We start from the raw sequence: 24,776 nt of genomic DNA, 5'->3' as shown, positions 1-24,776 counted from the left end.
GCGGGGTGGGGGGAAATCACGCCTCCGCTATCAGCGCCGTCCCCACCCTCCCGAACCCCAACCGCCCATACATCCGCGCCACATCCTCATCCCCCGCCGACAGGAACACCGTCGACGCCCCCCGGGCACGCGCATCCGTGACCAGGGCCGATGTCACCGCCTCGCCAAGCCCCCGCCGCCGCGCCGCCGGCACCGTGCCGACGCCCACGATCTCCGTGACCGGGCCCACCGGGTTGTGCATGCCGGAGCAGAGCGGGAGGCCGTTCTCGACGGCCGCCGCCACCGCCGTCGCGCCGGCCCGGATGCGCTCCGCGACCTGGGGCGCGCGGCCGTCGCCCGCCCGGGCGGCGATCTCGGCGGCCAGTTCGGCGGGGCCCGCCGGGCCCACGGCCGTACCGGGCGCCGCGAACGCCAGGTGGGGGACGACCAGGGCCGCGTGGAGGAGCGGGTCGTCCGCGCCCAGGACGTGGACCAGCGGGTGCGGCCGGGGCGCGGGCGCGTCCGGGGCCAGCACCATCAGCGGGTGGGCGTGGACCGCGAGGCCCGACGACTCGACGGCCGCCCGCAGCCCGGGCGACACCTCGTCCACCCACTCGAACGCCTCCGGTACCCCCAGCTCCCGCTGGCGCGCCCGCACCTTGTCCACGTCCGCCGCCGACACCGGGCCCGCGTGGCCGAGCGTGGGCCGGGCGTAGAACGGCCAGCCCGCACCCTCCCGTACGAACAGCGTCAGCGGACCGAAGTCCTCCGCGCGGGCCGAGGTGCGCGGCACCGCGTCGTAATAGCCTTCAAGGAGGGCGAGTTCGGATGCGTCGGATGCGGAGGGCGTCACGCGGGATGTCGTCATGCTTCGCATGAAAGCAAGACATCCCCCCGCTACGCACCTTCTTTCAGTACCCGTGACACCAGCGTCCGCTGGGCCGGGGACAGCCCCGGGTCCGCGCAGTGGACCGTGCGGCCGTCGACCGTGATCTCGTAGTGGAATCCGTCGGGTACGCCGAGGGAGGGCTCGGCCCGGCCGTCGGCGAGGGCCGCCGCGGCCAGGGCCTGCCACTCCGCCGCATCGGCCCGGCCCGAGGTGTCGACCTCGGCCCGGCGCTCGATGCCGGCGAATCCTCCTGTGCGGGTCACCTGGATGCGCATGCTCCCTGTGTAGCAGCGCACCGCCCCCGCGTCAGCGGTCCCGGCCCAGCCGGTCGGGCTCAGCCGGTCGGGGTCAGCCAGTCGGGACGCCGACCTGGGACCAGGCCTTCAGGACCGCCTGGAGTTCCCCGCCCTCCCCGTAACGGGCGCGCGCCGCCGCCGCCGTCAGCCGGGCGAAGTCCGCGAACAGGGCCTGCTTGCCGAGCTCGCCGCCGGTCAGCACGTCGTACCAGATCTGCCCGGCCCGCTCCCACGCCTTGCCGCCGAGCGTCTCCGCGACGAGGTAGAAGGCGTGGTTGGGGATGCCCGAGTTCAGATGGACGCCGCCGTTGTCGCGGCCGGTGGTGATGTAGTGGTCCATCGTCGCGGGCTGCGGGTCCTTGCCGAGCACGTCGTCGTCGTACGCCGTGCCGGGCGCCTTCATCGAGCGCAGCGCCGTACCCGTCACCGCGGGGGCGAGCAGGCCCTGGCCGATCAGCCAGTCGGCCTGGTGGGCGTCCTGGTCCAGCGTGTACTGCTTGATCAGCGAGCCGAAGACGTCCGACATCGACTCGTTGAGCGCGCCCGGCTGGCCGAAGTACGTGAGGTTCGCCGTGTGCTGGGTGACGCCGTGGGTCAGCTCGTGCCCGATCACGTCGACCGGGATCGTGAAGTCCAGGAAGATCTGGCGGTCGCCGTCCCCGAACACCATCCGCTCGCCGTCCCAGAAGGCGTTGTTGTAGTCGGCGTCGAAGTGGACGGTCGCGTCGAGCGGCATTCCGCCGCCGTCGATGGAGCTCCGGCCGTACGCCTTGAGGTAGAGCTCGAAGGTCGCGCCGAGCCCGGCGTACGCGCGGTTGACGGTGGCGTCCTCGACCGGCTTGTCGCCCTCGCCGCGGACCTTGCGGCCGGGCAGCGCGGTGCCGTGCCGGGCGTCGTAGATCGTGCGGTGCGGCTGTCCCTCGACGGCTCCGGCGGGCGGGGCGACCGTGGGCGCGCCCAGCACCGTGGTGAGCCGGCGGGCGGTGCGCTGGGCGGCGTCGGCGACGAGCGTCTTGCGCGCGATGCCGGACAGCGCGGGGTCCTCGGCGGTGGCCAGTTTGTCGAGGACGTGGGGTGGCACGATGGTGCAGAAGACGGGCGTATGCGCGTTCATGTCGCGACAATGTGGCACTGGGTCATGAGACTGTCACTACTCGCCACCATGATTGGTTCCAAGCCATCGGGACCGGTACCGATCAGGACTTTGGTCCCTGGCCCCTTCTGTCACGTCCCGCATACTGAAACGGGACCGGCGCTTTCGGCGCCCCTCGGCTAGGCTGCGGCACATCATGCGTTTCGGGCTGCTTCTCCTTAGCTGCCGCGGCGAGGGCCTGTAGTCGTAGGCCGACCCCCTCCCCGCGGGATCTGGTGCTGCTTCGACTCAGTCGGCCGTCCTACGTTTGCAGGACCCGAGGAGCCCTACGCAATGTCTGAGAACTCTGTCTCCGTCGGTCGCCCGACGCCCGTCACCAACGCGACCCACACCCAGCAGACCTCCGGGATGCCGATCCACAAGTACGGCAGGTACGACGCCGTGGACATCCCCGACCGCACCTGGCCCGAGCAGCGGATCACCAAGGCGCCGCGCTGGCTGTCCACCGATCTGCGCGACGGCAACCAGGCGCTGATCGACCCGATGTCGCCCGCCCGCAAGCGCGAGATGTTCGACCTGCTGGTACGCATGGGCTACAAGGAGATCGAGGTCGGCTTCCCCTCCTCGGGCGACACCGACTTCAACTTCGTACGCTCGATCATCGAAGAGGGCGCGATCCCGGACGACGTCACCATCTCCGTCCTGACCCAGGCCCGCGAGGATCTGATCGAGCGGACCGTGGAGTCCCTGCGCGGCGCCCACCGCGCCACCGTGCACCTGTACAACGCCACCGCCCCGACCTTCCGCCGGGTCGTCTTCCGCGGCTCCAAGGACGACATCAAGCAGATCGCCGTCGACGGCACCCGGCTGGTGATGGAGTACGCGGAGAAGATCCTGGGCCCGGAGACGACCTTCGGCTACCAGTACAGCCCGGAGATCTTCACCGACACCGAGCTGGACTTCGCCCTGGAGGTCTGCGAGGCGGTCTGCGACGTCTGGCAGCCCGAGGAGGGCCGCGAGATCATCCTCAACCTGCCCGCCACGGTGGAGCGTTCGACGCCCTCCACGCACGCGGACCGGTTCGAGTGGATGAGCCGCAACCTGACCCGCCGCGAGTTCGTCTGCCTGTCCGTGCACCCGCACAACGACCGCGGTACGGCGGTGGCGGCGGCCGAGCTGGCGATCATGGCCGGGGCCGACCGCATCGAGGGCTGTCTGTTCGGGCAGGGCGAGCGCACCGGCAACGTCGACCTGGTCACCCTGGGCATGAACCTGTTCAGCCAGGGCGTCGACCCGCAGATCGACTTCTCGCAGATCGACGAGATCCGCCGCACCAGCGAGTACTGCAACCAGATGGAGGTCCACCCGCGCCACCCCTACGCGGGCGACCTGGTCTACACCGCCTTCTCCGGCTCCCACCAGGACGCCATCAAGAAGGGCTTCGACGCCATGGAGGCCGACGCGGCCGCGAAGGGCGTCACCGTCGACGACATCGAGTGGGCCGTCCCGTACCTGCCGATCGACCCGAAGGACGTCGGCCGCTCCTACGAGGCAGTCATCCGGGTCAACTCGCAGTCCGGCAAGGGCGGCATCGCGTACGTCCTGAAGAACGACCACAAGCTGGACCTGCCGCGCCGGATGCAGATCGAGTTCTCCCGGATCATCCAGGCGAAGACCGACGCCGAGGGCGGCGAGGTCACGCCGGGCCAGATCTGGTCGGTCTTCCAGGACGAGTACCTGCCGAATCCGGCCAACCAGTGGGGCCGCATCCAGCTGCGATCCGGCCAGACCACGACCGACACGGACGGCCGGGACACACTGACCGTCGAGGCGGTCGTGGACGGCGCCGAGACGGTCCTGACCGGCACCGGCAACGGTCCGATCTCGGCCTTCTTCGAGGCGCTGGCCGCCATCGGCGTGGACGCCCGTCTGCTGGACTACCAGGAGCACACGATGAGCGAGGGCGCCTCCGCGCAGGCCGCCTCGTACATCGAGTGCGCCATCGACGGGCAGGTCCTGTGGGGGATCGGCATCGACGCCAACACCACGCGCGCGTCGCTGAAGGCCGTCATCTCCGCCGTCAACCGCTCGGCCCGCCAGTAGCCCCCAGCCGTGCACCGCGCCCCACCGGCCCCAAAAGGCCGGTGGGGCGCCGTCTTTGCGCCACTCCTCCTGACGGGGTGCTGACGTCACATCGTCGATGTGGCTAACATCACGTCAACGCGGCAATGTTGCCGGTCCGTTACGGAGGTGCGCGGTGGTGCAAGGCCGAGGACAGAACAGGACGAAGCCTCGCGCCGTGGGCATCCCCGAACGAGTCTGGACGATCCGTACGTCCTGGACCACCGTCGGCGACGGGGAGTTCTTCTGCCCGGAGTGCGGGGGCGACCGCAACTTCCGCCGCCGCACCGGACGTCGGCGCCTGGCCGTCCTGGGCGTGCCGCTGCTGCCGCGCGGGGCCGCCGGACCCGTCGTGGAGTGCGCGGCCTGCGAGACCCACTTCGGGACGGACGCCCTCGACCACCCCACCACCATCCGCTTCTCGGCGATGCTGCGCGACGCCGTCCACACCGTCGCCCTCGCCGTCCTCGCCGCGGGCGGCACCTCCTCCCGTACGGTCACCTCGACCGCGGTCGCCACGGTCCGCGCCGCCGGGTACGACGACTGCACCGAGGAGCAGCTGATCACCCTGATCGAGGCGCTCGCGGCCGACACCGGGCGGTTCCTCACCGACACCGAGGCCGACCCGTGCGGCGCGGCCCTCGCCATCGAGCTCCACGAGTCCCTGGAGCCGCTGGCCCCGCACCTCGCCCCGGCCGGCCGCGAGTCGATCCTGCTCCAGGGCGCCCGTATCGCCCTCGCCGACGGCCCGTACAGCCCGGCCGAGCGCGAGGTCCTCACCACGGTGGGCGGCGCGCTCCAGCTGTGCACGGACGACGTGGCCCGGCTGCTCGCGGCGGCCCGCACCCCGTCCTGACGGAGCTTCCTGCCGACGGTGAAACAATGGCTCCATGAGTCTGTTCCGGGACGACGGCATCGTGCTGCGGACCCAGAAGCTCGGTGAGGCCGACCGGATCATCACGCTTCTGACCCGCGGGCACGGGCGGGTGCGCGCCGTCGCCCGCGGGGTGCGCCGCACCAAGTCCAAGTTCGGGGCCCGTCTGGAGCCCTTCTCGCACGTGGACGTGCAGTTCTTCGCGCGCGGCAGCGAACTGGTCGGGCGCGGCCTGCCGTTGTGCACCCAGAGTGAGACGATCGCTCCGTACGGTGGCGCGATCGTCACGGACTACGCCCGGTACACCGCCGGCACCGCGATGCTGGAGACGGCGGAACGGTTCACCGACCACGAGGGCGAGCCCGCCGTGCAGCAGTACCTGCTGCTGGTGGGCGCGCTGCGCACGCTCGCGCGCGGCGAGCACGCCCCCAACCTGATCCTCGACGCCTTCCTGCTGCGCTCGCTCGCCGTCAACGGCTACGCGCCCAGCTTCGAGGACTGCGCGAAGTGCGGCATCCACGGGCCCAACCGGTTCTTCTCGATCGCCGGCGGCGGTGTGGTCTGCGCCGACTGCCGGGTACCCGGCAGCGTCGTACCCTCTGCGGAGGCGGTCGCACTGCTGAGCGCGCTGCTCACGGGGGACTGGGCGACGGCGGATGCGAGCGAGCCGAGGCATGTGCGCGAGGGCAGCGGTCTCGTGTCGGCCTATCTGCACTGGCATCTGGAGCGCGGCCTGCGCTCACTGCGGTACGTAGAGAAGACCTGAGGGAGAAGAACGCCACATGGCACGACGCGGAATCCTGGGCGGCCGGTCCCGGCGCGAGTACACGACCCCCGAGCCGCACCCCTCGGGTGCGCGCCCGCCGAAGATCCCCGGCGAGCTGGTCCCCAAGCACGTGGCGGTCGTCATGGACGGCAACGGGCGCTGGGCGAAGGAGCGCGGGCTGCCGCGCACCGAGGGCCACAAGGTCGGCGCCGAGCGCGTCCTCGACGTGCTCCAGGGCGCGATCGAGATGGGCGTCGGCTCCATCTCGCTCTACGCGTTCTCCACCGAGAACTGGAAGCGCTCGCCCGACGAGGTGCGCTTCCTGATGAACTTCAACCGCGACTTCATCCGCAAGACCCGCGACCAGCTCGACGAACTGGGCATCCGGGTGCGCTGGGTGGGCCGTATGCCCAAGCTGTGGCGCTCGGTGGCCAAGGAGCTCCAGATCGCCCAGGAGCAGACGAAGGACAACAACCGGCTCACGCTGTACTTCTGCATGAACTACGGCGGCCGGGCCGAGATCGCCGACGCGGCGAAGGCGCTGGCCGAGGACGTGAAGGCGGGCCGGCTCGACCCGTCGAAGGTCAGCGAGAAGACCTTCGCCAAGTACCTCTACTACCCCGACATGCCGGACGTGGACCTGTTCCTGCGCCCCAGCGGCGAGCAGCGCACCTCCAACTACCTTCTCTGGCAGAGCGCTTACGCCGAGATGGTCTTCCAGGACGTGCTGTGGCCGGACTTCGACCGCCGCGACCTGTGGCGCGCCTGCCTGGAGTACGCCCAGCGCGACCGCCGCTTCGGCGGGGCGCTCCCCAACCTCGACATCCCCCGGCAGGACGGCGCCGGGGCGGGCGAGTAACTCCCGTGCCGGGGTGGGGCGGCCGGGTCGTCAGACCGCGGCCGCCGCGCACTCGGCGACGGGTGTCGTCTCCATCTCGGCGGTGAGCCGGGCGCCGCGGTCCTCGGAGAAGTCCAGGGCCGCGAGCACCGACGGCACGGCGATGCTGGACATCACATGGCGCTGGAGGACCGAGTGGCGGTGCGAGAGGTCCTGGTAGTCGCTGAGCGTCTGGGACATCATCTGGAGCCCGGCGAAGGCTCCCACGTACAGCTCGGCGGTGTCGGAGATGACCACGTTGGGCATCAGCTCGCCGCGCTGCTGCGCCAGGGTCAGCACCTCGACGTTCACCTCGCTCCAGTGCCGGAACGGGCCGCTGCGGTCGAGCCCGGTCGCCTGCTGGTCGAGGGTCAGCCGGATACTGGCGCGAACCAGGTGGTCGGTACGGAGTCGGTGCGCGAGCACCGAGCCGGAGTCGATCAGCTCCTGGAGTTTGACGGGCTGCGGCGGCAGCGAGGGGCCGGAGCCCTGCTCGTTCAGAACCCCGTGCGCGAGCGCTTCCTTCGACTGGAAGTGGAAGTAGAGCGCACCCTTGGTGACCCCGGCCATCTTGAGGATGTCCGTGATCGTGGCGGCCTGGAACCCCTGCTTCTCGAAGACGATGGCCGCGGCCTCCAGGATCGCCCTCCTGGTGCGGATCGCACGGTCCTGCTTCGCCACGCTGCCTCCTCGTGTTGCGCCGCGGTATCGACGCCGTGAACTTCGGGGCCGCCTACTCCCCGCCACTTGAAAAAAACCGTCTAGTTTGTATCTTAACAGTGGGACGCAGGACTATGTTCTTCGTACATGCCTCGGGGGGAGCCATGTCCAAAACTGAAGCAGTATTGACCAGCGCCATACCCATAACCGGTGCCCGGCCCACCAATATGACTCAATCGCACCCTGTCTCACCCGAACTGGTCCACCGGGCCAGGCCCGCTGACGCCTTTCCGCACGGCTGGCGCCAGCACGACGAGCACACGTTCTCGGTCACCGCGCACTGGCCGCACAACCATGTGTTCTTCGAACCCGTCGCGGGCGATCTGCACGACCCGCTGCTCGTCGTCGAGACGATGCGGCAGTCCGCGATGCTGATAGTGCACGCGGGCTACGGGGTGCCGCTCGACTGGCACTTCATGCTCACCGACCTCGAATACACCGCGAACCCGAGCCAGTTGGACGTCGGCGGACAGCCCGCGCTCATAGACGTGGAGCTGGAGTTCTCCCGGCTCGAATGGCGCGGCGGCAAGCTCTCGCGGCTCAAGGTCCGCTGGGTGCTGCGCAGGCTGGGACGGCTCGTCGCCACCGGCTCCGGCCAGGCCCGCGTCCTGAGCCCGGGCGTCTACCGGCGACTGCGCGGCGACCGGACGACCCCCGGCGACACCACCGGATACCTCCCGCTGCCCGTCCCCGCCGACCTGGCGGGCCGCACCCGCGCCGCCGACGTGGTGCTCGCGGCCTGCCCGCAGGAGCGCGTCTGGCGGCTGCGGGCGGACACCACGCACCCCACGCTCTTCCAGCGCCCCAACGACCACGTGCCCGGCATGCTCCTCCTGGAGGCGGCCCGGCAGGCGGCGAGCGCGGCCCTGGGGCCCGCGCCGTTCGTCCCGGTCGGGGGTGACATAGCGTTCCACCGGTACGCGGAGTTCGACAGCCCGTGCTGGATACAGGTCACCGACGCGGCGCCCCGGCGCCCCGGCATGGCCAGTGTGCAGGTCACCGGCCACCAGGAGGAGAGCCTGGTCTTCCTCGCCACGCTGTCGGCGCCGCGCGCCGACTGACCGGCGCGGCAAGCGAGAAGAGGACGACGATGATTCTGGTGACCGGGGCGACCGGAACCGTGGGGGGCGAGGTCGCCCGGCTGCTCGCGGCCGCCCACCCGCTGCGCATCCTGGCCAGAAGGCCGGAGCGGGTGACGGTCACCGGCCCGGCCGTCGAGGTGGCCGGCGGCGAGTACGCCGACCGCGACAGCCTCGACCGCGCGCTCAAGGGCGTACGGGCGGCTTTCCTGGTCACCGGCAGCATCGGCGAACCCGACGACCTCCGGTTCGTGGAGGCGGCCCGCGCGGCCGGGGTGCGCCATCTGGTCAAGCTCTCCGCGCTGGCCGTCACCGACCCGGCCGCCGACGACCTGATCACCCGCCGCCAGCGCGAGAACGAGACGGCCGTACGGGAGTCCGGGCTCGCCTGGGCCCTGCTGCGGCCCCGCGCCTTCATGACCAACACCCTGTCCTGGGCGCGCTCGGTGCGCGAGGAGGGCGTGGTGCGCGCGCTCCACGGGGACGCGCCCAACGCGACCGTGGACCCGCGCGACATCGCCGAGGTGGCGGCGAGGGTGCTCACCGAGCCGGGCGCCCACGAGGGCCGCGCGTACGCGCTCTCCGGCCCGGCCGCCGTCACGGCCGCCGAGCAGACCGCGCTCCTCGGCGACGCCCTGGGCAGGCCGCTCCGGTTCGAGGAGCTGGGCCCCGAACGCGCGCGTGCCGCGCTCCTGGCGCGCTATCCGCAGCCGGTGGCCGAGGCGCTGCTCCACAGCGCCGAGCGACAGCGCGCCGGGGCGAAGGCCGGGGTCGCGCAGACCGTCCAGGAGCTGACGGGCCGCCCGGCGCGCTCGTACGCCGAGTGGGCCCGCGACCATGCGGACGCCTTCGCCTGAGGGGCGGGTGCGGGTGTGGGGCGTCACCTACGTACTACGTACGTAAGGGCCTTGCCGGAAGTGTCCGGCAAGGCCCCAGCTTTGTCTGGTTCCGTCCGGCGGGTCAGCCGTTCAGCAGGAGCGGCAGTTCCCGGTGGCCGTTGGAGATGAACGACGGGAGCTGGGCGGGCTGTTCGCCCGGGGTCGCCAGGGCCAGCTCCGGGAAGCGCTCGAAGAGGGCCGACAGCGCCACCGTCGCCTCCAGGCGGGCCAGCGGGGCCCCCAGGCAGAAGTGGACGCCGTGCCCGAAGGCCAGGTGCTCGCGGCGCAGCGGGCGCGACGGGTCGAAGCGGTCGGCGTCCTCGCCGTGCACCTCGGGGTCGCGGCCTGGCCCGGCGAGCGCGACCAGGATCGGCTCGCCCTTGGGGATCACCACGCCGCCGATCTCGATGTCCTCTACGGCATACCGCAGCGGCACATGGGCGGCCGGCGGCTCCCAGCGCAGGGTCTCCTCGACCACGTCCTCCCAGGCGACCTCGCCGCGCCGGACGCGGGCCAGTTCCTCGGGGTGGGTGAGCAGCGCGTACGCGGCCTGGTCGATCAGATTGACCACGGTCTCGAACCCGGCCGAGATCATCAGCAGCAGGGTGTCCACGAGCTCGACCTCGGTCAGGCCGCTGCCGTCGCTCTCGTCGCGGGTGGTGATCAGACCGCTGGTCATGTCGTCACCGGGGTTGGCGCGCTTGAAGGCGATGAACTCGTGGAGCGCCACATAGAGTTCACGCCCGGTCGCCTCGGCCTCCTCGGGAGTCACCTCGGTGAGGAAGGTGATGTCGATGAGGCGGCAGAGCCGGTCGCGGGCGCTCTCCGGGACGCCGAAGAGCTCGCAGATCACCTGGACGGGCAGCGGGCTCGCGAACGCCTTGCGCAGATCGACCGGTTGGCCCTGCGGGGTGTCCGCGAGCTTGTCGAGGAGGTCGGAGACGATCCGCTCGATCGTCGGGCGCAGCGCCGCCGTCTGGCGTGCGGTGAACGCCCTGGACGTCAGTTTGCGCAGCCGGCTGTGCTCGTCGCCGTACGCGGTGATCATGCTGCGGACCGATATCCAGATGGCGAGCGGCCAGGTCCGGGGGATCTCGCCGTTGATCCAGGCGGGCCAGTGCCGCTCGGCGTCCTTGGAGACGCGCGGGTCGGTCATCAGGCTCTTGGCCGCCTCGGCGCTGGTGACCGACCAGGCGGCCACGCCGCCCGGCAACTCGATCCGGGTGACCGGGCCGTGCGCGCGGATACGGGCGATCTCGCCGTGGATGTCGGTGCCGGCGGCGTCGATGGCGAACGGGCAGTGCTGCTGGGGCATGGAGGTGCTCCGTAAGGACGGGAGGGGACGTGTGTCTGTGCCGACCACTGTCGGCACAGGGGGAGATGTACGTCGATGCGGTTGCCGTTCCCTGGCGAGCTCTCGACGCTTGGGTACCCGCCGAGGCCGTCGTGCCGGTCGGTCATCGGGTGCGTCCCCGGCCGGCGGTGGCGGGGGAGGAGAGGCCGGGTGTCCACGGCGGAGGGGGCCACGGCGTGGCAGAGCGCACGCCCCGCGAGACCGTCACCTACGACGGAGTGCAGTCGTGCGCTCATGTGTCCTCCCCCCGGATGTTCGGACGAGAGGGACAATAACAAACCGGATCCCCGGTTTACCACCGGGGATCCTTGGGTTTTGCTGGGGTATTCGGCTTGTTCGGCTCGTTCGCCTTGGACTAGCCCGCGACGGTCCAGGTGTCGTTGCCCGCGAGGAGAGCGCCGAGCTCGCCCTTGCCGCGCTGCTCGATGGCCTGTTCCAGCTGGTCGGCCATCTGCGTGTCGTACACCGGCCGGGTCACGCTGCGCAGGACGCCGATCGGGGTCTGGTACAGGGTGTCGGGGTCGGCGAGCCGCGAGAGGGCGAACGCGGTGGTGGGGGAGGCGGCGTGCGCGTCGTGGACGAGGATCCGCGACGCGTTCTCCGGGGTCACCTCGACCACCTGGAGGTCGCCGGTGGCGGGGTCGCGGACGACGCCCTTGTGCAGGTCGGCGCCGAAGCGGATCGGCTCACCGTGCTCCAGACGGATCACCGCCTCCTGAGCCTGCTCGTTGTCCTTGAGGATCTCGAAGGCGTCGTCGTTGAAGATGTTGCAGTTCTGGTAGATCTCGATGAGGGCGGTGCCGGGGTGGTCGGCGGCGGCGCGCAGGGTTTGGGTGAGGTGTTTGCGGTCGGAGTCGATGGTGCGGGCGACGAAGGAGGCTTCGGCTCCGAGGGCGAGGGAGACGGGGTTGAAGGGCGCGTCGAGGGAGCCCATCGGCGTGGACTTGGTGATTTTGCCGACTTCGCTGGTGGGGGAGTACTGGCCTTTAGTGAGGCCGTAGATCCGGTTGTTGAAGAGGAGGATTTTGAGGTTGACGTTGCGGCGGAGGGCGTGGATGAGGTGGTTGCCGCCGATGGAGAGGGCGTCGCCGTCGCCGGTGACGACCCAGACGGAGAGGTCTTGGCGGCTGGTGGCGAGGCCGGTGGCGATGGCGGGGGCGCGTCCGTGGATGGAGTGCATCCCGTAGGTGTTCATGTAGTAGGGGAAGCGGCTGGAGCAGCCGATGCCGGAGACGAAGACGATGTTTTCTTTGGCGAGGCCGAGTTCGGGCATGAAGCCTTGTACGGCGGCGAGGACGGCGTAGTCACCGCAGCCGGGGCACCAGCGCACTTCCTGGTCCGACTTGAAGTCCTTCATCGACTGCGGGGCCTCGGCCTTGGGGACCAGGGAGAGCAGGGTGCGTGCCGTCGTCTCAGTCATTGATGGCCTCCTTGAGGGCCTCCGCGAGCTGCTCTGCCTTGAACGGCATGCCGTTGACCTGCGTGTAGGACTGTGCGTCGACGAGGTACTTGGCCCGGAGCAGAGTCGCGAGCTGGCCGAGGTTCATCTCCGGCACCACTACCTTCTCGTAACGCTTCAGGGCCTCGCCCAGATTCCCCGGGAAGGGGTTGAGGTGGCGCAGGTGCGCCTGGGCGATGGGGATCCCGGCGGTCCGGAGCCGTCGCACTGCGGCTGTGATGGGCCCGTATGTGGAGCCCCAACCGATCACCAGCGTGCGGGCTTGGTCCGGGTCGTCCACCTCTAGGTCCGGGACCTCGATGCCGTCGATTTTGGCTTGGCGGGTGCGGACCATGAGGTCGTGGTTGGCGGGGTCGTAGGAGATGTTGCCGGTGCCGTCTTGTTTTTCGATGCCGCCGATGCGGTGTTCAAGGCCCGGGGTGCCGGGGATGGCCCAGGGGCGGGCGAGGGTGTGGGGGTCGCGTTTGTAGGGCCAGAACACGTCGGTGCCGTCGGCGAGGGTGTGGTTGGGGGTGGTGGCGAACTGGACGCGCAGGTCGGGGAGTTCGTCGGTGTCGGGGATGCGCCAGGGCTCGGATCCGTTGGCGAGGTAGCCGTCGGAGAGCAGGAAGACGGGGGTGCGATAGGTCAGGGCGATGCGGGCGGCGTCGAGTGCGGCGTCGAAGCAGTCGGCGGGTGTCTTCGGCGCGACGACGGGGACGGGTGCTTCGCCGTTGCGCCCGTACATCGCCTGCAACAGGTCTGCCTGCTCGGTCTTCGTCGGCAACCCGGTGGAGGGTCCCCCGCGCTGGATGTCCACGATGAGCAGCGGCAACTCCAGCGAGACCGCGAGTCCGATGGTCTCGGATTTGAGCGCGACGCCGGGGCCGGAGGTGGTGGTGACCGCGAGGGATCCGCCGAAGGCGGCTCCCAGCGCGGCGCCGATTCCGGCGATTTCGTCTTCGGCCTGGAAGGTGCGGACGCCGAAGTTCTTGTGCTTGGACAGTTCGTGCAGGATGTCCGAGGCCGGGGTGATCGGATACGAGCCGAGATACAGGGGCAGGTCCGCTTGGCGGCCCGCGGCGATCAGCCCGTATGCCAAAGCCAGGTTCCCGGAGATGTTCCTGTACGTACCGGTGGGGAAGGCCTTGGTGGCCGGGGCGACCTCGTAGGAGGCCGCGAAGTCCTCGGTGGTCTCGCCGAAGTTCCAGCCCGCCCGGAACGCCGCCACGTTCGCCTCGGCGATCTCCGGCTTCTTGGCGAACTTCTGCCGCAGGAAGCGCTCGGTGCCCTCGGTGGGGCGGTGGTACATCCACGACAGCAGACCCAGCGCGAACATGTTCTTGCTGCGCTCGGCCTCCTTGCGCGGCAGGCCGAAGTCCTTCAGCGCCTCCACCGTCAGGGTGGTGAGGGGGACGGGGTGGACGTTGTAGGCGTCCAGGGTGCCGTCTTCCAGCGGGTTGGTGGCGTAACCGACCTTCGCCATCGGGCGTTTGGTGAACTCATCGGTGTTGACGATGATGTCCGCGCCGCGCGGCACGTCCGCGAGGTTGGCTTTCAGCGCGGCGGGGTTCATGGCGACCAGGACGTTGGGCGCGTCGCCCGGGGTGAGGATGTCGTGGTCGGCGAAGTGGAGCTGGAAGCTGGAGACACCGGGCAGGGTCCCTGCGGGAGCACGGATCTCGGCGGGGAAGTTCGGCAGGGTCGACAGATCGTTGCCGAACGAGGCGGTCTCCGACGTGAACCGGTCGCCCGTCAGCTGCATCCCGTCACCCGAATCACCCGCGAAACGGATGATCACCCGATCAAGACGCTTGACTTCCTTCAGCATTGGGTGGCTCCTCAACCCTTGATTTCGCAGATGGTGGCGCCGGACGTGACGGACGCGCCCACCGCCGCGGCGAGATCCCTGATGGTGCCGGAGCGGTGGGCGTTGAGGGGCTGTTCCATCTTCATGGCTTCGAGGACGACGACGAGGTCGCCTTCCTTGACTTCCTGGCCCTCTTCGACGGCGACCTTGACGATCGTGCCCTGCATCGGGGACGCCAGCGCGTCACCCGAAATGGCGGATCCCGTCTTCTTCTTGTCCCGGCGCTTGGGCTTGGCCCCGGCCGCGAGGCCCGTACGAGCGAGCGTCATGCCCAAGGAAGAGGGCAGCGAGACTTCGAGGCGTTTGCCGCCGACCTCGACCACCACCGACTCCCGCTCGGTGGCCGCCTCCTCGTCCCCGTCGGTCGCAGGGGGGACGAACGCCGGGATGGCGTTGACGAATTCAGTTTCGATCCAGCGGGTGTGGATGCGGAACGGGTCGGCGGTGAAGGCGGGGTCGACGACGACGGCCTGGTGGAAGGGGATGGCGGTGGCCATGCCTTCGACCTTGAACTCGCCGAGTGCGCGGGCGGCGCGTTGCAGGGCCTGTTCGCGGGTGGCGCCGGTGACGATCAGTTTGGCGAGGAGGGAGTCCCAGGCGGGGCCGATGACGGAGCCGGATTCGACGCCGGCGTCCAGGCGCACGCCCGGGCCGGTGGGCGGGGCGAAGAGCGTCACCGTGCCGGGGGCGGGGAGGAAGCCGCGGCCGGGGTCCTCGCCGTTGATGCGGAACTCGAAGGAGTGGCCGCGGATCTCGGGGTCGCCGTAGCCGAGTTCCTCGCCGTCGGCGATGCGGAACATTTCGCGGACGAGGTCGATGCCGGTGACTTCTTCGGTGACCGGGTGTTCGACCTGGAGGCGGGTGTTGACTTCGAGGAAGGAGATGGTGCCGTCGGTGCCGACGAGGAACTCGACGGTGCCGGCGCCGACGTAGCCGGCTTCCTTGAGGATGGCCTTGGAGGCGGCGTACAGCTCCGCGTTCTGTGCCTCGCTCAGGAACGGCGCGGGGGCCTCTTCGACGAGTTTTTGGTGGCGGCGCTGGAGTGAGCAGTCGCGGGTGGAGACGACGACGACGTTGCCGTGGGTGTCGGCGAGGCACTGGGTCTCGACGTGGCGGGGCTTGTCCAGGTAGCGCTCGACGAAGCATTCGCCGCGGCCGAAGGCGGCGACGGCCTCGCGGACGGCGGAGTCGTAGAGCTCGGGGACTTCTTCGAGGGTGCGGGCGACCTTGAGGCCGCGGCCGCCGCCGCCGAAGGCGGCCTTGATCGCGATGGGGAGGCCGTGTTCTTCGGCGAAGGTGACGACTTCGTCGGCGCCGGAGACCGGGTCGGGGGTGCCGGCGACCAGGGGGGCGCCGGCGCGCTGGGCGATGTGGCGGGCGGCGACCTTGTCGCCGAGGTCGCGGATGGCCTGCGGCGGCGGGCCGATCCAGGTCAGACCGGCGTCGAGGACGGCCTGGGCGAAGTCGGCGTTCTCGGAGAGGAAGCCGTAACCCGGGTGGATCGCGTCGGCGCCGGAGTCGGCGGCGGCCTGGAGGACTTTGGCGATGTCCAGGTAGCTGGTGGCCGGGGTGTCACCGCCCAGAGCGAATGCTTCGTCGGCCGCGCGGACGTGCAGAGCGTCCCGGTCCGGATCGGCGTAGACGGCTACGCTGGCGATCCCGGCGTCCCGACAGGCTCGGGCAACGCGGACAGCGATTTCACCACGGTTGGCGATGAGCACCTTGCGCACGACGACTGCTCCTCAACTTGCGGTGCTGAAGTGGAAAGATCGAGAACGAAACACCGAGTGGGTTTGTACAGCTCCACCCTCGAAGCATCCTTGAGGGACCGTATCCGGCGTTACTCCGCAGTTGTCCACCGTCCGGAAGTCAAACGGGGAGTGCCGAGTACCGGACGGGCCCACCCAAGGCCCCTGGCGTGCCCGGGAGTCGGGGCCGCGCCGCAGGTGGGGCCCACCCCGAGTGGTCCCGTGTGGCAGGGAATTGCCGGAAATCACTTCGGGGTTGACTTCGGCCCCGGCCGGCGATCGGCCGACGAAATGCATTCCTGATCGCGGGAAACGGAACCCTTGAATTCCTCGCTCTCCCGGCAGTTGTAGTGACCCTTGAGTCAGTTGAGGGCGGAGCCCAGGTGAACCGGAACGAATCGGAGCGAGCCGGAGCGAGCCGGAGTGGGCCGGCGAGCGGGCTCCTCTCGTGATTTGCCCGTACGCCGGGTGCGGTCGCCACCCCGTAAGGCACACTAAAACCGCCCTGTCGTACGGTTCCTCTGCTTGCGCAGGGCTCGAACTCGGCAATCGGCTTGAGCCTTTGGGGGATTTCGTACTGGTTTAGCGGCTTTGACAAACCGGGATTCCGGTTTGTAATCTCTTCAACGAGTCAATGCGGCACGACTGTGCACACAGGACCGGGGGAGCTATGCGCTTCAGGATGTTGGGCCCGCTGGAGGTGATGTCCGGCGACCAGCAGGTCCCACTGGGGGGAATCAAGCAGCGGGCGACGCTGGGCTGTCTGCTGCTGCAGGCCAACCAGGTCGTCCCGACGAGCCGACTGCTGGCCGCGCTCTGGCAGGCGGACAACACGCCCGTCACGGCGCGGAAGATCCTGCAGAACGCGGTGTGGGGGCTCCGCGGGACCCTCGCCGGGGGCGGCCCCGACGGCGCCGGGGGTGCGGCCGAGCTGGTCACCCGGGCTCCCGGGTACCTGATCCGGACCGACCCCGAGCAGATCGACCTGAACGTCTTCCGGCGCCGGGTCGGAGAGGGGCGGGCCGAACTCGCGGGCGGGCGGCCCGAGGCGGCCGTCGCCTCGCTCGGCGCGGCACTCGGCCTGTGGCGCGGCCCGGCGCTCGCCGACCTCGCCGAGACCGGCATCATGTGGCCCGAGCTCACGGCCGTGCAGAACACCCGGCTCGACGTCCTGGAGGACTACTTCGAGGCGAAGCTGGCGTGCGGCCAGCACTACGCGGTCCTCGGCGAGCTGGAAGCCGCCGTCGAGGCCGAGCCGTTGCGCGAGCGCAGCTCGGGGCTGCTGATGCTGGCCCTGTACCGCTGCGGGCGGCAGGCCCACGCGCTCGCCGTCTACAACCGCCTGCGCGCCACTCTGGTCGAGGACCTCGGCCTGGAGCCCGGCCGCGAGCTGCGCCGCCTCCAGCAGGCGATCCTCGCCCAGGATCCGTCCCTGGGCCTCGCGCCCCCGCGCCCGGCCGCCGCACCCGCGCAGCCGACGTCGCTCGCGCCCGTCCCCGCCGCCGACCAGCCGTGCGAACGCGCTGACCGGCGCCGTACGCTGACCGCAGTCTCCGGGCACCGCAGGCACGGCCACGCCCCCGAGCGTACGGCGCCGTCGCGCGCGGTGAACGTGCCCCAACGGGCTGTCGTACGACCCGATGTGATGCGACGTCAGGCGCTGAGCGTGCTCCTCGTGCAGACCAGGATCGCCCCAGGGGCGGTCCACCTCGACGACGCGCTCCAGCCCGACCGGGCGGTCGCTCTTGACGAGACGCTGGAGCGGGTCAGCGGGGCCACGCGCGCGCGGATCGAGCACTTCGGCGGCCGTGTCGTCGGCTCCATCGGCCCGGTCTCGCTCGGTCTCTTCCAGGACGAGGAGGACGGCGGGGACGGTACGGGACGGGTGGGCGCCGCCCTGCGCGCGCTGCGGGCGGCCGCCGCCGTACGCGACGCGGTCGCCCCGCCCGGCCGGACCGCCGTCCGCCGCTCGCACGCCGACCCGGGCCTGACCCTGCACGCGGCGGTGGCGACCGGTGAGGCGCTGGTCCGCTTCGCGCCCGGCGACTCCGGCACCCCGCTGTCCGTCAACGGGGCGCTCCTGGACCTCTGCCAGCGGCTGCTGGCGCTGGCCGCGCCCGGCGAGATCCTCGTCTGCGACGACTCCCGCGCGGCCGCCGGACCCGAGGTCTCCTACGGCCCGGCCGAGGGCTCCCCGCGGCACTGGCGGGTGCGTGAGGTGTACGCCCGTCCGGGCTCGGCGGCGGCTGCGGCGTACTCCGCGCCCTTCGCGCGGCCGCCCCGGCGGATCGGGGCCTGACCGCCCGCGCCGCCCGTGGCCTTCGACGTGTTCGGGCGCCGAGGTGAGTGCGTGTCCCGTCGGGGGGCGGGACACGCACTCACCTCGGCGCCCGAACACGTCCGGTGCGGCGGGGATCCGCCGCAGCCCCTAATAGCGGCCCCTACAAAGGCAGCGCCGCCGCCAGCCCCGGGCTGCCGTCGGGCTTCAGGGCGCCGAGCGCGTCGGCCCGGGCCAGCCGGGGCAGCAGCAGCCCCCAGAACTTGCCGAACATCTGCCGCGAGAACCAGCGCGGTTGGCTGCGCCCCATCGCCTCGAAGCCGACGGTGGTCGCCGCGATCACCGCCTTGGCGTCCTCCACCGCGACCCCGTCGGCGAGCGCGCCCTCGGCGGCCGCCCCGGCCAGCACGTCGCCCACCCAGTCGACCCAGTACTGGCGCAGGTCCGTCGCCCCCTTCCAGGTCGCGTCGGAGCTGAGCCCGAACCCGGCCCGCAGGATCACGTCGTCGCCGAGCCGGAACGCCAGCGCGTGCGTGGTGTCCACGAGGACCTGGAGCGCCCGGCCGTGCCCGGTGTCGCGCGGGCGCGCGATCTGCCGCAGGGACGCCATGGCGTGGTCGCAGACGGCCTCGGCCAGGGCGTTCTTGCTGACGAAGTGGAAGTGCAGCGCCCCGTTGCTGACGCCGGCCCGGGTGCTGATCGCGGTCAGTGAGGACGGTGCGAAGCCGTCCGTGTCGAACACCTCGGCCGCGGCCAGGATCAGCGTCTGACGTGTCCGCTCAGCCCGTTGCTGCTTGCTCATGGTGTAACTCCGTTGTCGCATGAAGGAGGGGGCTTCTGCAGGACAGGAGCCAAGGAGGAGATTGTATAGAAACCAACCCGACGGTTTCTTTAGTCCTGGTCGAGTCTGGCCCAAAGCGTTCCCGGAGTGGCCCGAACGCATCCGCGCTCCACCTCGCTGACCTGCACTTAAGGCGCAGTGGGGCGACATCGACGTATGTTCTGACGGCTGGATTCAGCCGGTTGCTCACGGCTGAATCCAGAGTTCCGGCGCGCTACGAACGGGACACCCGGTCTGCAAGTGCCCCTCGCGCCGGGTACGCGAAAGGGGCCCGGGAACGACTCCCAGGGCCCCTTTTCGTAGGTCTCGTACGTCCCGCGCGTGCCTACTTCTCCGCGGCCGCCGCGGCCGCCGCGCACTCCGCGCAGGTGCCGAAGATCTCCACGGTGTGCGCCACGTTGACGAAGCCGTGCTGCTCGGCGATCGCCTCGGACCACTTCTCCACCGCCGGGCCCTCGACCTCGACGGCCTTGCCGCACATCCGGCAGACCAGATGGTGGTGGTGGTCGCCCGACGAGCAGCGCCGGTAGACCGACTCGCCGTCGCTGGTGCGCAGCACGTCGACCTCGCCGGCGTCGGCGAGCGACTGCAGGGTGCGGTAGACCGTGGTCAGCCCCACCGAGTCACCCCGGTGTCTGAGCATGTCGTGCAGCTCCTGCGCGCTGCGGAACTCGTCCACCTGGTCGAGGGCCGCCGCCACGGCGGCCCGCTGCTTGGTCGACCGGCCGCGTACGGGTGGTCCAGCCGTCGCCACAGGTGCCTCCCTCTAACCGTCGCCCGCTCACGTCGTCGGGCCATTCTGCCAGGTCGGGGTCAGACCGTGGCCTCGTCGGCCGCGGTACGCGACCCCGGCACCTCCAGGGTGCACTGTTCCGCGGCGGTTTCGGCCATCCGCGCACGCCTGCGCGCCAAAGGTGCGGCGAGCGCGGTCAGGGCGATGAACGCGCCGATGGCGAGCAGCACGATCGTCGCGCCGGGCGGCACGTCCTGGTAGTACGAGGTGACCGTTCCGGCCAGCGTGACCGTCGTGCCGATGACCACCGCGAGGACGAACGTCACCGCGAAGGAGCGGGAGATCTGCTGGGCCGCCGCCACCGGGACCACCATCAGCGCGCTGACGAGCAGCAGCCCCACGGCCCGCATGGCGACCGTGACGGTGATCGCAGCGGTCACCGCGATCAGCAGGTTCAGGGCCCGCACCGGCAGTCCGGTGACCCGCGCGAACTCCTCGTCCTGGCTCACCGCGAACAGCTGCCGCCGCAGCCCGACCGTGACGAGCACCACAAACGCGGCGAGCAGACAGATCGAGGTGACGTCCGAGTCCGAGACGCTGGAGAGCGAGCCGAAGAGGTACGAGGAGAGGTTGGCGTTGGAGCCGGTGTCCGAGAGGTTGACCAGAAGCACACCGCCCGCCATGCCGCCGTAGAAGAGCATGGCGAGCGCGATGTCGCCGCGCGTCTTGCCGTACGCCCGGATCAGCTCCATCGTCACGGCGCCGACCACGGAGACGAGCGTCGCCATCCACACCGGGCTGGCGTTGAGCAGGAAGCCGAGGCCGACGCCGGTCATGGCGACGTGGCCGATGCCGTCGCCCATCAGGGCCTGTCGGCGCTGGACCAGGTAGATGCCGACGGCGGGCGCGGTGATGCCGACCAGGACGGCCGCGATGAGCGCCCGCTGCATGAAGGCGGTCTGGAGGATTTCCATGATCAGGTCAGCAGTCCTGTACGGATCGGCTCGGCGGCCGAGTGGGGGTGGACGTGGTCGTGGCCCGGCAGCGCGTGCTGGCCGGTGGCCTTGGGCGGCGGGCCGTCGTGGGTGACGCAGCCGTCGCGCAGCACCACCGCGCGGTCGATCAGCGGCTCCAGCGGGCCGAGCTCATGGAGCACGAGCAGCACGGTCGCGCCGCCCGCGACCTGCTCGCGCAGGGTCGCGGCGAGGATCTCCTGGCTGGCCAGGTCGACGCCCGCCATCGGCTCGTCCATGATCAGCAGCTCGGGCTCGGAGGCGAGCGCGCGGGCGATCAGGACGCGCTGGTGCTGGCCGCCGGAGAGGGCGTTCACCGAGTCCTTGGCGCGGTCGGCGAGGCCCACGAGCTCGATGGCGCGGCGCACGGCCGCCCGGTCCGCCTTGGAGAGCAGGCCCAGTTTCGTACGGGAGAGCCGCCCCGAGGCGACGACCTCGCGGACGGTCGCGGGGACCCCGCTGGCGGCGGTGGTGCGCTGGGGCACATAGCCGACGCGCGCCCAGTCCCGGAAGCGCTTCAGCTCCGTACCGAACAGCTCGATGCGGCCCCCGGTGAGCGGCACCTGGCCGATCACCGAGCGCACGGCGGTGGACTTGCCGGAGCCGTTGGCGCCGAGCAGGGCGACGACCTCGCCGCGTCGGACGGTGAGGTCGATGCCGCGCAGCACCGGACGCGAGCCGAGGGTCGCCGTGGCTCCGCGCAGGGATATGACGGGTTCCATCACGGGTTCCATCACTGGGGCCTCCGATGTGCCGGATTCCGGGGTGCCGGATGCGGACGGGGGGATGCTCACTTCGCGCCGAGCGCCTTCTGGAGCGCGGCCAGGTTGGACTCCATCACCTTGAGGTAGTCGTCGCCCTTGGACTTCTTGGTGATGCCTTCGAGGGGGTCCAGGACGTCGGTCTTCAGCCCGGTGTCCCCGGCGAGGGTCTTGGCGGTCTTGTCGCTGGCCAGTGTCTCGAAGAAGACCGTGTCGACGTGGTCCTTCTTCGCGATGGACTGGAGCTCCCTGACCCGGGCGGGGCTCGGCTCGGCCTCGGGGTCGATGCCCGCGATGCCCTCCTGGGTCAGCCCGTACCGCTCGGCGAGGTAGCCGAAGGCGGAGTGGGTGGTGATGAAGGTCTTGGTGGCGGTGTTCTTCAGGCCCGCCGCGAACTTCTGGTTCAGCGCCCCGAGGTCCTTGACCACGGCGTCGGTGTTCTTCCTGTAGTCGGCCGCGTGGTCGGGGTCGGCCTTCTCCAGGGCCTTGCCGACGCCCTGGGCGACCTCGGCGTACTTGACCGGGTCCAGCCAGACGTGCGGGTCGGCGCCGGCCTCGCTCTCGCCGTGGTGCTCCTCGCCCTCGTGGCCGTGGCCGACCTCGGTGCCGTGGTCCTCCAGCTTGGTGAGGCCGGCGGCGTCGACGGTGTGCTTGGCACCGGACTGCGCGATGGCCTTGTCCACGGCGGGCTGGATGCCCTTGAGGTAGACGACCAGGCCGGCCTCGCCGAGGGAGGCGGTCTGCTTGGGGCTGAGCTCCAGGTCGTGCGGCTCTACGCCCGGCTTGGTGAGGTTGCGTACGGAGACGTGGTCGCCGCCTATTCGCTCCGCGAGGTACTGCATCGGATAGAACGACGCCACCACGTCCAGCTTGCCGTCCTTCATGCCCGAGCCGGTGCCGGAGTCCGAGCAGGCGGTCAGGGCGCCGAGGCCGAGCACCACGGCGGTGGAGAGGGTGGCGGCGGGTATGAGGCGTCGTACATTCATGACAGTCATTTTCAACAAAAGTGGAAACGATTGTCAACAAGGGCGGGTGTGGGTCTTGCTTCGGACGGCCTCCGGGCCGCGCTCCGGGCGGTGCTCCAGGCCGTGCTTCAGGCCGTGCGGCGATACCGATTTGATCCAGGGGTGGAGGCCGCCGCTAATCTGGGGCATTCGCCGTTCGTCGTCGTCGTAATGAAGAGAGCACCGTGGCCGCCGACAAGATCGACACCATCGTCAACCTGAGCAAGCGCCGTGGCTTCGTCTACCCCTGCAGTGAGATCTACGGTGGTCAGCGCGCCGCCTGGGACTACGGGCCGCTGGGTGTCGAGCTGAAGGAGAACCTCAAGCGCCAGTGGTGGCGTTACATGGTCACCGCGCGCGAGGACGTCGTCGGCATCGACTCGTCGGTGATCCTGGCCACCGAGGTCTGGGAGGCCTCCGGCCACGTCGCCACCTTCACCGACCCGCTCACCGAGTGCACCTCCTGTCACAAGCGGTTCCGCGCGGACCACCTGATCGAGGCGTACGAGGAGAAGCACGGCAAGGAGCCCGCGAACGGCCTCGCCGAGCTCAACTGCCCCAACTGCGGCAACAAGGGCACCTTCACCGAGCCCAAGAACTTCTCGGGTCTGCTCTCCACCCACCTCGGCCCGACCCAGGACAGCGGCTCCGTCGCCTACCTGCGCCCCGAGACCGCGCAGGGCATCTTCACCAACTTCGGCCAGGTCCAGCAGACCTCGCGCAAGAAGCCGCCCTTCGGCATCGCGCAGATGGGCAAGTCCTTCCGCAACGAGATCACGCCCGGCAACTTCATCTTCCGCACCCGCGAGTTCGAGCAGATGGAGATGGAGTTCTTCGTCAAGCCGGGCGAGGACGAGCAGTGGCAGGAATACTGGATGGAGCAGCGCTGGAACTGGTACACGGGCCTGGGTCTCCGCGAGGAGAACATGCGCTGGTACGAGCACCCGAAGGAGAAGCTCTCCCACTACTCCAAGCGCACCGCCGACATCGAGTACCGCTTCCAGTTCGGCGGCAGCGAGTGGGGCGAGCTTGAGGGCGTCGCCAACCGCACCGACTACGACCTCTCGGCGCACGCCAAGGCGTCCGGCAGCGACCTGTCGTACTTCGACCAGGAGGCCGGCGAGCGCTGGACCCCGTACGTCATCGAGCCCGCCGCCGGTGTCGGCCGCTCCATGCTCGCTTTCCTCCTCGACGCCTACAACGAGGACGAGGCGCCCAACGCCAAGGGCGTCATGGAGAAGCGCGCCGTGATGCGCCTCGACCCGCGCCTGGCGCCGGTCAAGGTCGCGGTGCTGCCGCTCTCGCGCAACCCGCAGCTCTCCCCGAAGGCGAAGGGCCTGGCGGCGGACCTGCGGCAGAACTGGAACATCGAGTTCGACGACGCGGGCGCGATCGGCCGTCGCTACCGTCGCCAGGACGAGATCGGTACGCCGTTCTGTGTCACGGTCGACTTCGACACGCTGGACGACAACGCGGTGACGGTTCGCGAGCGGGACACGATGTCGCAGGAGCGGGTGTCCCTGGACCAGATCCAGTCGTACCTGGGTGCGCGGCTTCTCGGCTGCTAGTTCGTCTGCGGGTGCGCTGTGGCTGGTCGCGCAGTTCCCCGCGCCCCTAAAAGCCTGGCCCCGTACCGCATGAGCATGCGGTACGGGGCCAGGCCTTTTGCCTATAGGGGCGCGGGGAACTGCGCGACCAGCCCCCACCGGCCCGCAGGTGAAGTCCTACGCGCGCCGCCCCGCGAGGACCGCGCAGGCCGCCGCCAGCGGCAGCTCCGCAAGTACGGCGAGTGCGACGGCCGTCGCGAGCTCGGCACCCGGCGCCGCGGTCGTGACGTCGAACCACGCGTCCATCAACAGCAGCGCCCCCGTCGCGGCCGCCGCAGCCGACACCCGCGGGTCCCCGCGCCGCAGCAGTACCCCGGTCCCCACGAGCCCCACGGCGAGCCCCGCGTCCAGGCCTATCCACGCCAGCGGCCAGTTGGAGACCTCGACGGTCTGCGGCAGGGTCTGCGCGAGGACCACCATCCACGGCACCAGAGAAACCCCCGCTCCCGTCAGCAGCGTCGCGAGGCGCGGCCGGCGGATGCGGATCTGCGGGGCGACGAGCGTCATGGTGGTGGGGCTCCTTCCGGCCCGGTGGTCTCTCCTCCGGGCACGGCAAC

General features: G+C 70.5%; 22 protein-coding genes. 8 read left to right on the top strand and 14 right to left on the bottom strand.

Annotated elements, in window-relative coordinates:
• Nucleotides 1-16: 16 nt before the first annotated feature.
• The 3 genes from OG965_RS15385 to OG965_RS15375 form a co-directional block, all read right to left on the bottom strand.
• Complete coding sequence (locus tag OG965_RS15385) at nucleotides 17-847, bottom strand: GNAT family N-acetyltransferase (RefSeq protein WP_371652641.1); 831 nt, start codon at nucleotides 845-847, stop codon at nucleotides 17-19.
• Nucleotides 848-876: 29 nt separating this feature from the next.
• On the bottom strand, nucleotides 877-1,143 hold the full coding sequence (locus tag OG965_RS15380) for a protealysin inhibitor emfourin (RefSeq protein ID WP_371652640.1): 267 nt from the start codon (nucleotides 1,141-1,143) through the stop codon (nucleotides 877-879).
• A gap of 73 nt (nucleotides 1,144-1,216) precedes the next feature.
• Nucleotides 1,217-2,278, bottom strand: coding sequence for a M4 family metallopeptidase (locus OG965_RS15375; RefSeq protein WP_371652639.1), 1,062 nt, complete (start codon nucleotides 2,276-2,278; stop codon nucleotides 1,217-1,219).
• 312 nt (nucleotides 2,279-2,590) lie between these two features.
• Between OG965_RS15375 and leuA the strand changes: the two genes are divergently transcribed.
• The 4 genes from leuA (at nucleotide 2,591) to OG965_RS15355 (ending at nucleotide 6,877) form a co-directional block, all read left to right on the top strand.
• Entirely contained in the window at nucleotides 2,591-4,360 is a 1,770-nt protein-coding gene (leuA, locus tag OG965_RS15370; protein ID WP_371652638.1) for a 2-isopropylmalate synthase, read from the top strand.
• Between the two features lie 154 nt (nucleotides 4,361-4,514).
• The gene (locus OG965_RS15365; protein ID WP_371652637.1) at nucleotides 4,515-5,234 is read left to right on the top strand and encodes a TerB family tellurite resistance protein; all 720 of its coding nucleotides are present in this window, start codon (nucleotides 4,515-4,517) and stop codon (nucleotides 5,232-5,234) included.
• A 34-nt stretch (nucleotides 5,235-5,268) separates the two neighbouring features.
• Nucleotides 5,269-6,018 (top strand): DNA repair protein RecO, encoded by a 750-nt coding sequence (gene recO / locus OG965_RS15360; protein WP_371652636.1) that lies wholly within the window; start codon nucleotides 5,269-5,271, stop codon nucleotides 6,016-6,018.
• 16 nt (nucleotides 6,019-6,034) lie between these two features.
• On the top strand, nucleotides 6,035-6,877 hold the full coding sequence (locus tag OG965_RS15355) for an isoprenyl transferase (RefSeq protein WP_371652635.1): 843 nt from the start codon (nucleotides 6,035-6,037) through the stop codon (nucleotides 6,875-6,877).
• Nucleotides 6,878-6,907: 30 nt separating this feature from the next.
• Here the strand turns inward: OG965_RS15355 and OG965_RS15350 are convergent, their stop codons facing one another.
• Entirely contained in the window at nucleotides 6,908-7,576 is a 669-nt protein-coding gene (locus OG965_RS15350; protein WP_371652634.1) for a ScbR family autoregulator-binding transcription factor, read from the bottom strand.
• 206 nt (nucleotides 7,577-7,782) lie between these two features.
• Between OG965_RS15350 and OG965_RS15345 the strand changes: the two genes are divergently transcribed.
• Both OG965_RS15345 and OG965_RS15340 read left to right on the top strand, forming a co-directional pair.
• The gene (locus OG965_RS15345) at nucleotides 7,783-8,676 is read left to right on the top strand and encodes a ScbA/BarX family gamma-butyrolactone biosynthesis protein (protein ID WP_371652633.1); all 894 of its coding nucleotides are present in this window, start codon (nucleotides 7,783-7,785) and stop codon (nucleotides 8,674-8,676) included.
• Between the two features lie 29 nt (nucleotides 8,677-8,705).
• Entirely contained in the window at nucleotides 8,706-9,551 is an 846-nt protein-coding gene (locus OG965_RS15340) for an NAD(P)H-binding protein (protein WP_371652632.1), read from the top strand.
• Between the two features lie 103 nt (nucleotides 9,552-9,654).
• Here OG965_RS15340 and OG965_RS15335 read toward each other — a convergent pair whose 3' ends face one another.
• The 4 genes from OG965_RS15335 to OG965_RS15320 all read right to left on the bottom strand — a co-directional run bounded on the left by OG965_RS15335 (nucleotide 9,655) and on the right by OG965_RS15320 (nucleotide 15,964).
• Nucleotides 9,655-10,887: a cytochrome P450 gene (locus OG965_RS15335; protein WP_371652631.1), complete on the bottom strand. Its 1,233-nt coding sequence runs from the start codon at nucleotides 10,885-10,887 to the stop codon at nucleotides 9,655-9,657.
• 394 nt (nucleotides 10,888-11,281) lie between these two features.
• On the bottom strand, nucleotides 11,282-12,346 hold the full coding sequence (locus tag OG965_RS15330; protein WP_371652630.1) for a 2-oxoacid:ferredoxin oxidoreductase subunit beta: 1,065 nt from the start codon (nucleotides 12,344-12,346) through the stop codon (nucleotides 11,282-11,284).
• A complete protein-coding gene (locus OG965_RS15325; RefSeq protein ID WP_371652629.1) occupies nucleotides 12,339-14,195 on the bottom strand; it encodes a 2-oxoacid:acceptor oxidoreductase subunit alpha in 1,857 nt (618 codons plus the stop codon). Before OG965_RS15325 ends, OG965_RS15330 begins: the two co-directional genes overlap by 8 nt.
• Before the next feature lie 11 nt (nucleotides 14,196-14,206).
• Nucleotides 14,207-15,964 (bottom strand): biotin carboxylase N-terminal domain-containing protein, encoded by a 1,758-nt coding sequence (locus OG965_RS15320; RefSeq protein WP_371652628.1) that lies wholly within the window; start codon nucleotides 15,962-15,964, stop codon nucleotides 14,207-14,209.
• A 688-nt stretch (nucleotides 15,965-16,652) separates the two neighbouring features.
• Between OG965_RS15320 and OG965_RS15315 the strand changes: the two genes are divergently transcribed.
• The gene (locus OG965_RS15315) at nucleotides 16,653-18,281 is read left to right on the top strand and encodes a BTAD domain-containing putative transcriptional regulator (RefSeq protein WP_371652627.1); all 1,629 of its coding nucleotides are present in this window, start codon (nucleotides 16,653-16,655) and stop codon (nucleotides 18,279-18,281) included.
• Nucleotides 18,282-18,423: 142 nt separating this feature from the next.
• Here the strand turns inward: OG965_RS15315 and OG965_RS15310 are convergent, their stop codons facing one another.
• The 5 genes from OG965_RS15310 to OG965_RS15290 all read right to left on the bottom strand — a co-directional run bounded on the left by OG965_RS15310 (nucleotide 18,424) and on the right by OG965_RS15290 (nucleotide 22,594).
• Entirely contained in the window at nucleotides 18,424-19,062 is a 639-nt protein-coding gene (locus OG965_RS15310) for a ScbR family autoregulator-binding transcription factor (RefSeq protein WP_371652626.1), read from the bottom strand.
• A 364-nt stretch (nucleotides 19,063-19,426) separates the two neighbouring features.
• Nucleotides 19,427-19,855, bottom strand: a complete 429-nt coding sequence (locus tag OG965_RS15305) for a Fur family transcriptional regulator (protein ID WP_371652625.1) — start codon at nucleotides 19,853-19,855, stop codon at nucleotides 19,427-19,429.
• Nucleotides 19,856-19,914: 59 nt separating this feature from the next.
• Nucleotides 19,915-20,808 (bottom strand): metal ABC transporter permease, encoded by an 894-nt coding sequence (locus OG965_RS15300; protein WP_371652624.1) that lies wholly within the window; start codon nucleotides 20,806-20,808, stop codon nucleotides 19,915-19,917.
• Between the two features lie 2 nt (nucleotides 20,809-20,810).
• Nucleotides 20,811-21,581 carry a metal ABC transporter ATP-binding protein gene (locus OG965_RS15295; protein ID WP_371652623.1) on the bottom strand — a complete coding sequence of 257 codons (771 nt, stop codon included), beginning with the start codon at nucleotides 21,579-21,581 and terminating at the stop codon, nucleotides 20,811-20,813.
• 56 nt (nucleotides 21,582-21,637) lie between these two features.
• Nucleotides 21,638-22,594, bottom strand: coding sequence for a metal ABC transporter substrate-binding protein (locus tag OG965_RS15290; RefSeq protein ID WP_371652622.1), 957 nt, complete (start codon nucleotides 22,592-22,594; stop codon nucleotides 21,638-21,640).
• Nucleotides 22,595-22,797: 203 nt separating this feature from the next.
• Here OG965_RS15290 and OG965_RS15285 point away from each other — a divergent pair, with 203 nt between their 5' ends.
• Entirely contained in the window at nucleotides 22,798-24,180 is a 1,383-nt protein-coding gene (locus tag OG965_RS15285; protein ID WP_371652621.1) for a glycine--tRNA ligase, read from the top strand.
• A 156-nt stretch (nucleotides 24,181-24,336) separates the two neighbouring features.
• Here the strand turns inward: OG965_RS15285 and OG965_RS15280 are convergent, their stop codons facing one another.
• Nucleotides 24,337-24,726 carry a hypothetical protein gene (locus OG965_RS15280; protein ID WP_371652620.1) on the bottom strand — a complete coding sequence of 130 codons (390 nt, stop codon included), beginning with the start codon at nucleotides 24,724-24,726 and terminating at the stop codon, nucleotides 24,337-24,339.
• Nucleotides 24,727-24,776: the final 50 nt, after the last annotated feature.

The sequence above is a fragment of the Streptomyces sp. NBC_00224 genome, assembly GCF_041435195.1.
Lineage (GTDB): Bacteria > Actinomycetota > Actinomycetes > Streptomycetales > Streptomycetaceae > Streptomyces.
This window is presented reverse-complemented; position numbering and strand designations above follow the sequence as displayed.

Excerpts from the sequence above, each read along its gene's own strand:
- OG965_RS15385 (WP_371652641.1), bottom strand. The coding sequence starts at position 847 with ATGACGACATCCCGCGTGACGCCCTCCGCATCCGACGCATCCGAACTC.
- OG965_RS15380 (WP_371652640.1), bottom strand. The coding sequence starts at position 1,143 with ATGCGCATCCAGGTGACCCGCACAGGAGGATTCGCCGGCATCGAGCGC.
- OG965_RS15375 (WP_371652639.1), bottom strand. The coding sequence starts at position 2,278 with ATGAACGCGCATACGCCCGTCTTCTGCACCATCGTGCCACCCCACGTC.
- leuA (WP_371652638.1), top strand. The coding sequence starts at position 2,591 with ATGTCTGAGAACTCTGTCTCCGTCGGTCGCCCGACGCCCGTCACCAAC.
- recO (WP_371652636.1), top strand. The coding sequence starts at position 5,269 with ATGAGTCTGTTCCGGGACGACGGCATCGTGCTGCGGACCCAGAAGCTC.
- OG965_RS15355 (WP_371652635.1), top strand. The coding sequence starts at position 6,035 with ATGGCACGACGCGGAATCCTGGGCGGCCGGTCCCGGCGCGAGTACACG.
- OG965_RS15345 (WP_371652633.1), top strand. The coding sequence starts at position 7,783 with ATGACTCAATCGCACCCTGTCTCACCCGAACTGGTCCACCGGGCCAGG.
- OG965_RS15340 (WP_371652632.1), top strand. The coding sequence starts at position 8,706 with ATGATTCTGGTGACCGGGGCGACCGGAACCGTGGGGGGCGAGGTCGCC.
- OG965_RS15335 (WP_371652631.1), bottom strand. The coding sequence starts at position 10,887 with ATGCCCCAGCAGCACTGCCCGTTCGCCATCGACGCCGCCGGCACCGAC.
- OG965_RS15330 (WP_371652630.1), bottom strand. The coding sequence starts at position 12,346 with ATGACTGAGACGACGGCACGCACCCTGCTCTCCCTGGTCCCCAAGGCC.
- OG965_RS15325 (WP_371652629.1), bottom strand. The coding sequence starts at position 14,195 with ATGCTGAAGGAAGTCAAGCGTCTTGATCGGGTGATCATCCGTTTCGCG.
- OG965_RS15315 (WP_371652627.1), top strand. The coding sequence starts at position 16,653 with ATGCGCTTCAGGATGTTGGGCCCGCTGGAGGTGATGTCCGGCGACCAG.
- OG965_RS15310 (WP_371652626.1), bottom strand. The coding sequence starts at position 19,062 with ATGAGCAAGCAGCAACGGGCTGAGCGGACACGTCAGACGCTGATCCTG.
- OG965_RS15300 (WP_371652624.1), bottom strand. The coding sequence starts at position 20,808 with ATGGAAATCCTCCAGACCGCCTTCATGCAGCGGGCGCTCATCGCGGCC.
- OG965_RS15295 (WP_371652623.1), bottom strand. The coding sequence starts at position 21,581 with ATGGAACCCGTGATGGAACCCGTCATATCCCTGCGCGGAGCCACGGCG.
- OG965_RS15290 (WP_371652622.1), bottom strand. The coding sequence starts at position 22,594 with ATGAATGTACGACGCCTCATACCCGCCGCCACCCTCTCCACCGCCGTG.
- OG965_RS15280 (WP_371652620.1), bottom strand. The coding sequence starts at position 24,726 with ATGACGCTCGTCGCCCCGCAGATCCGCATCCGCCGGCCGCGCCTCGCG.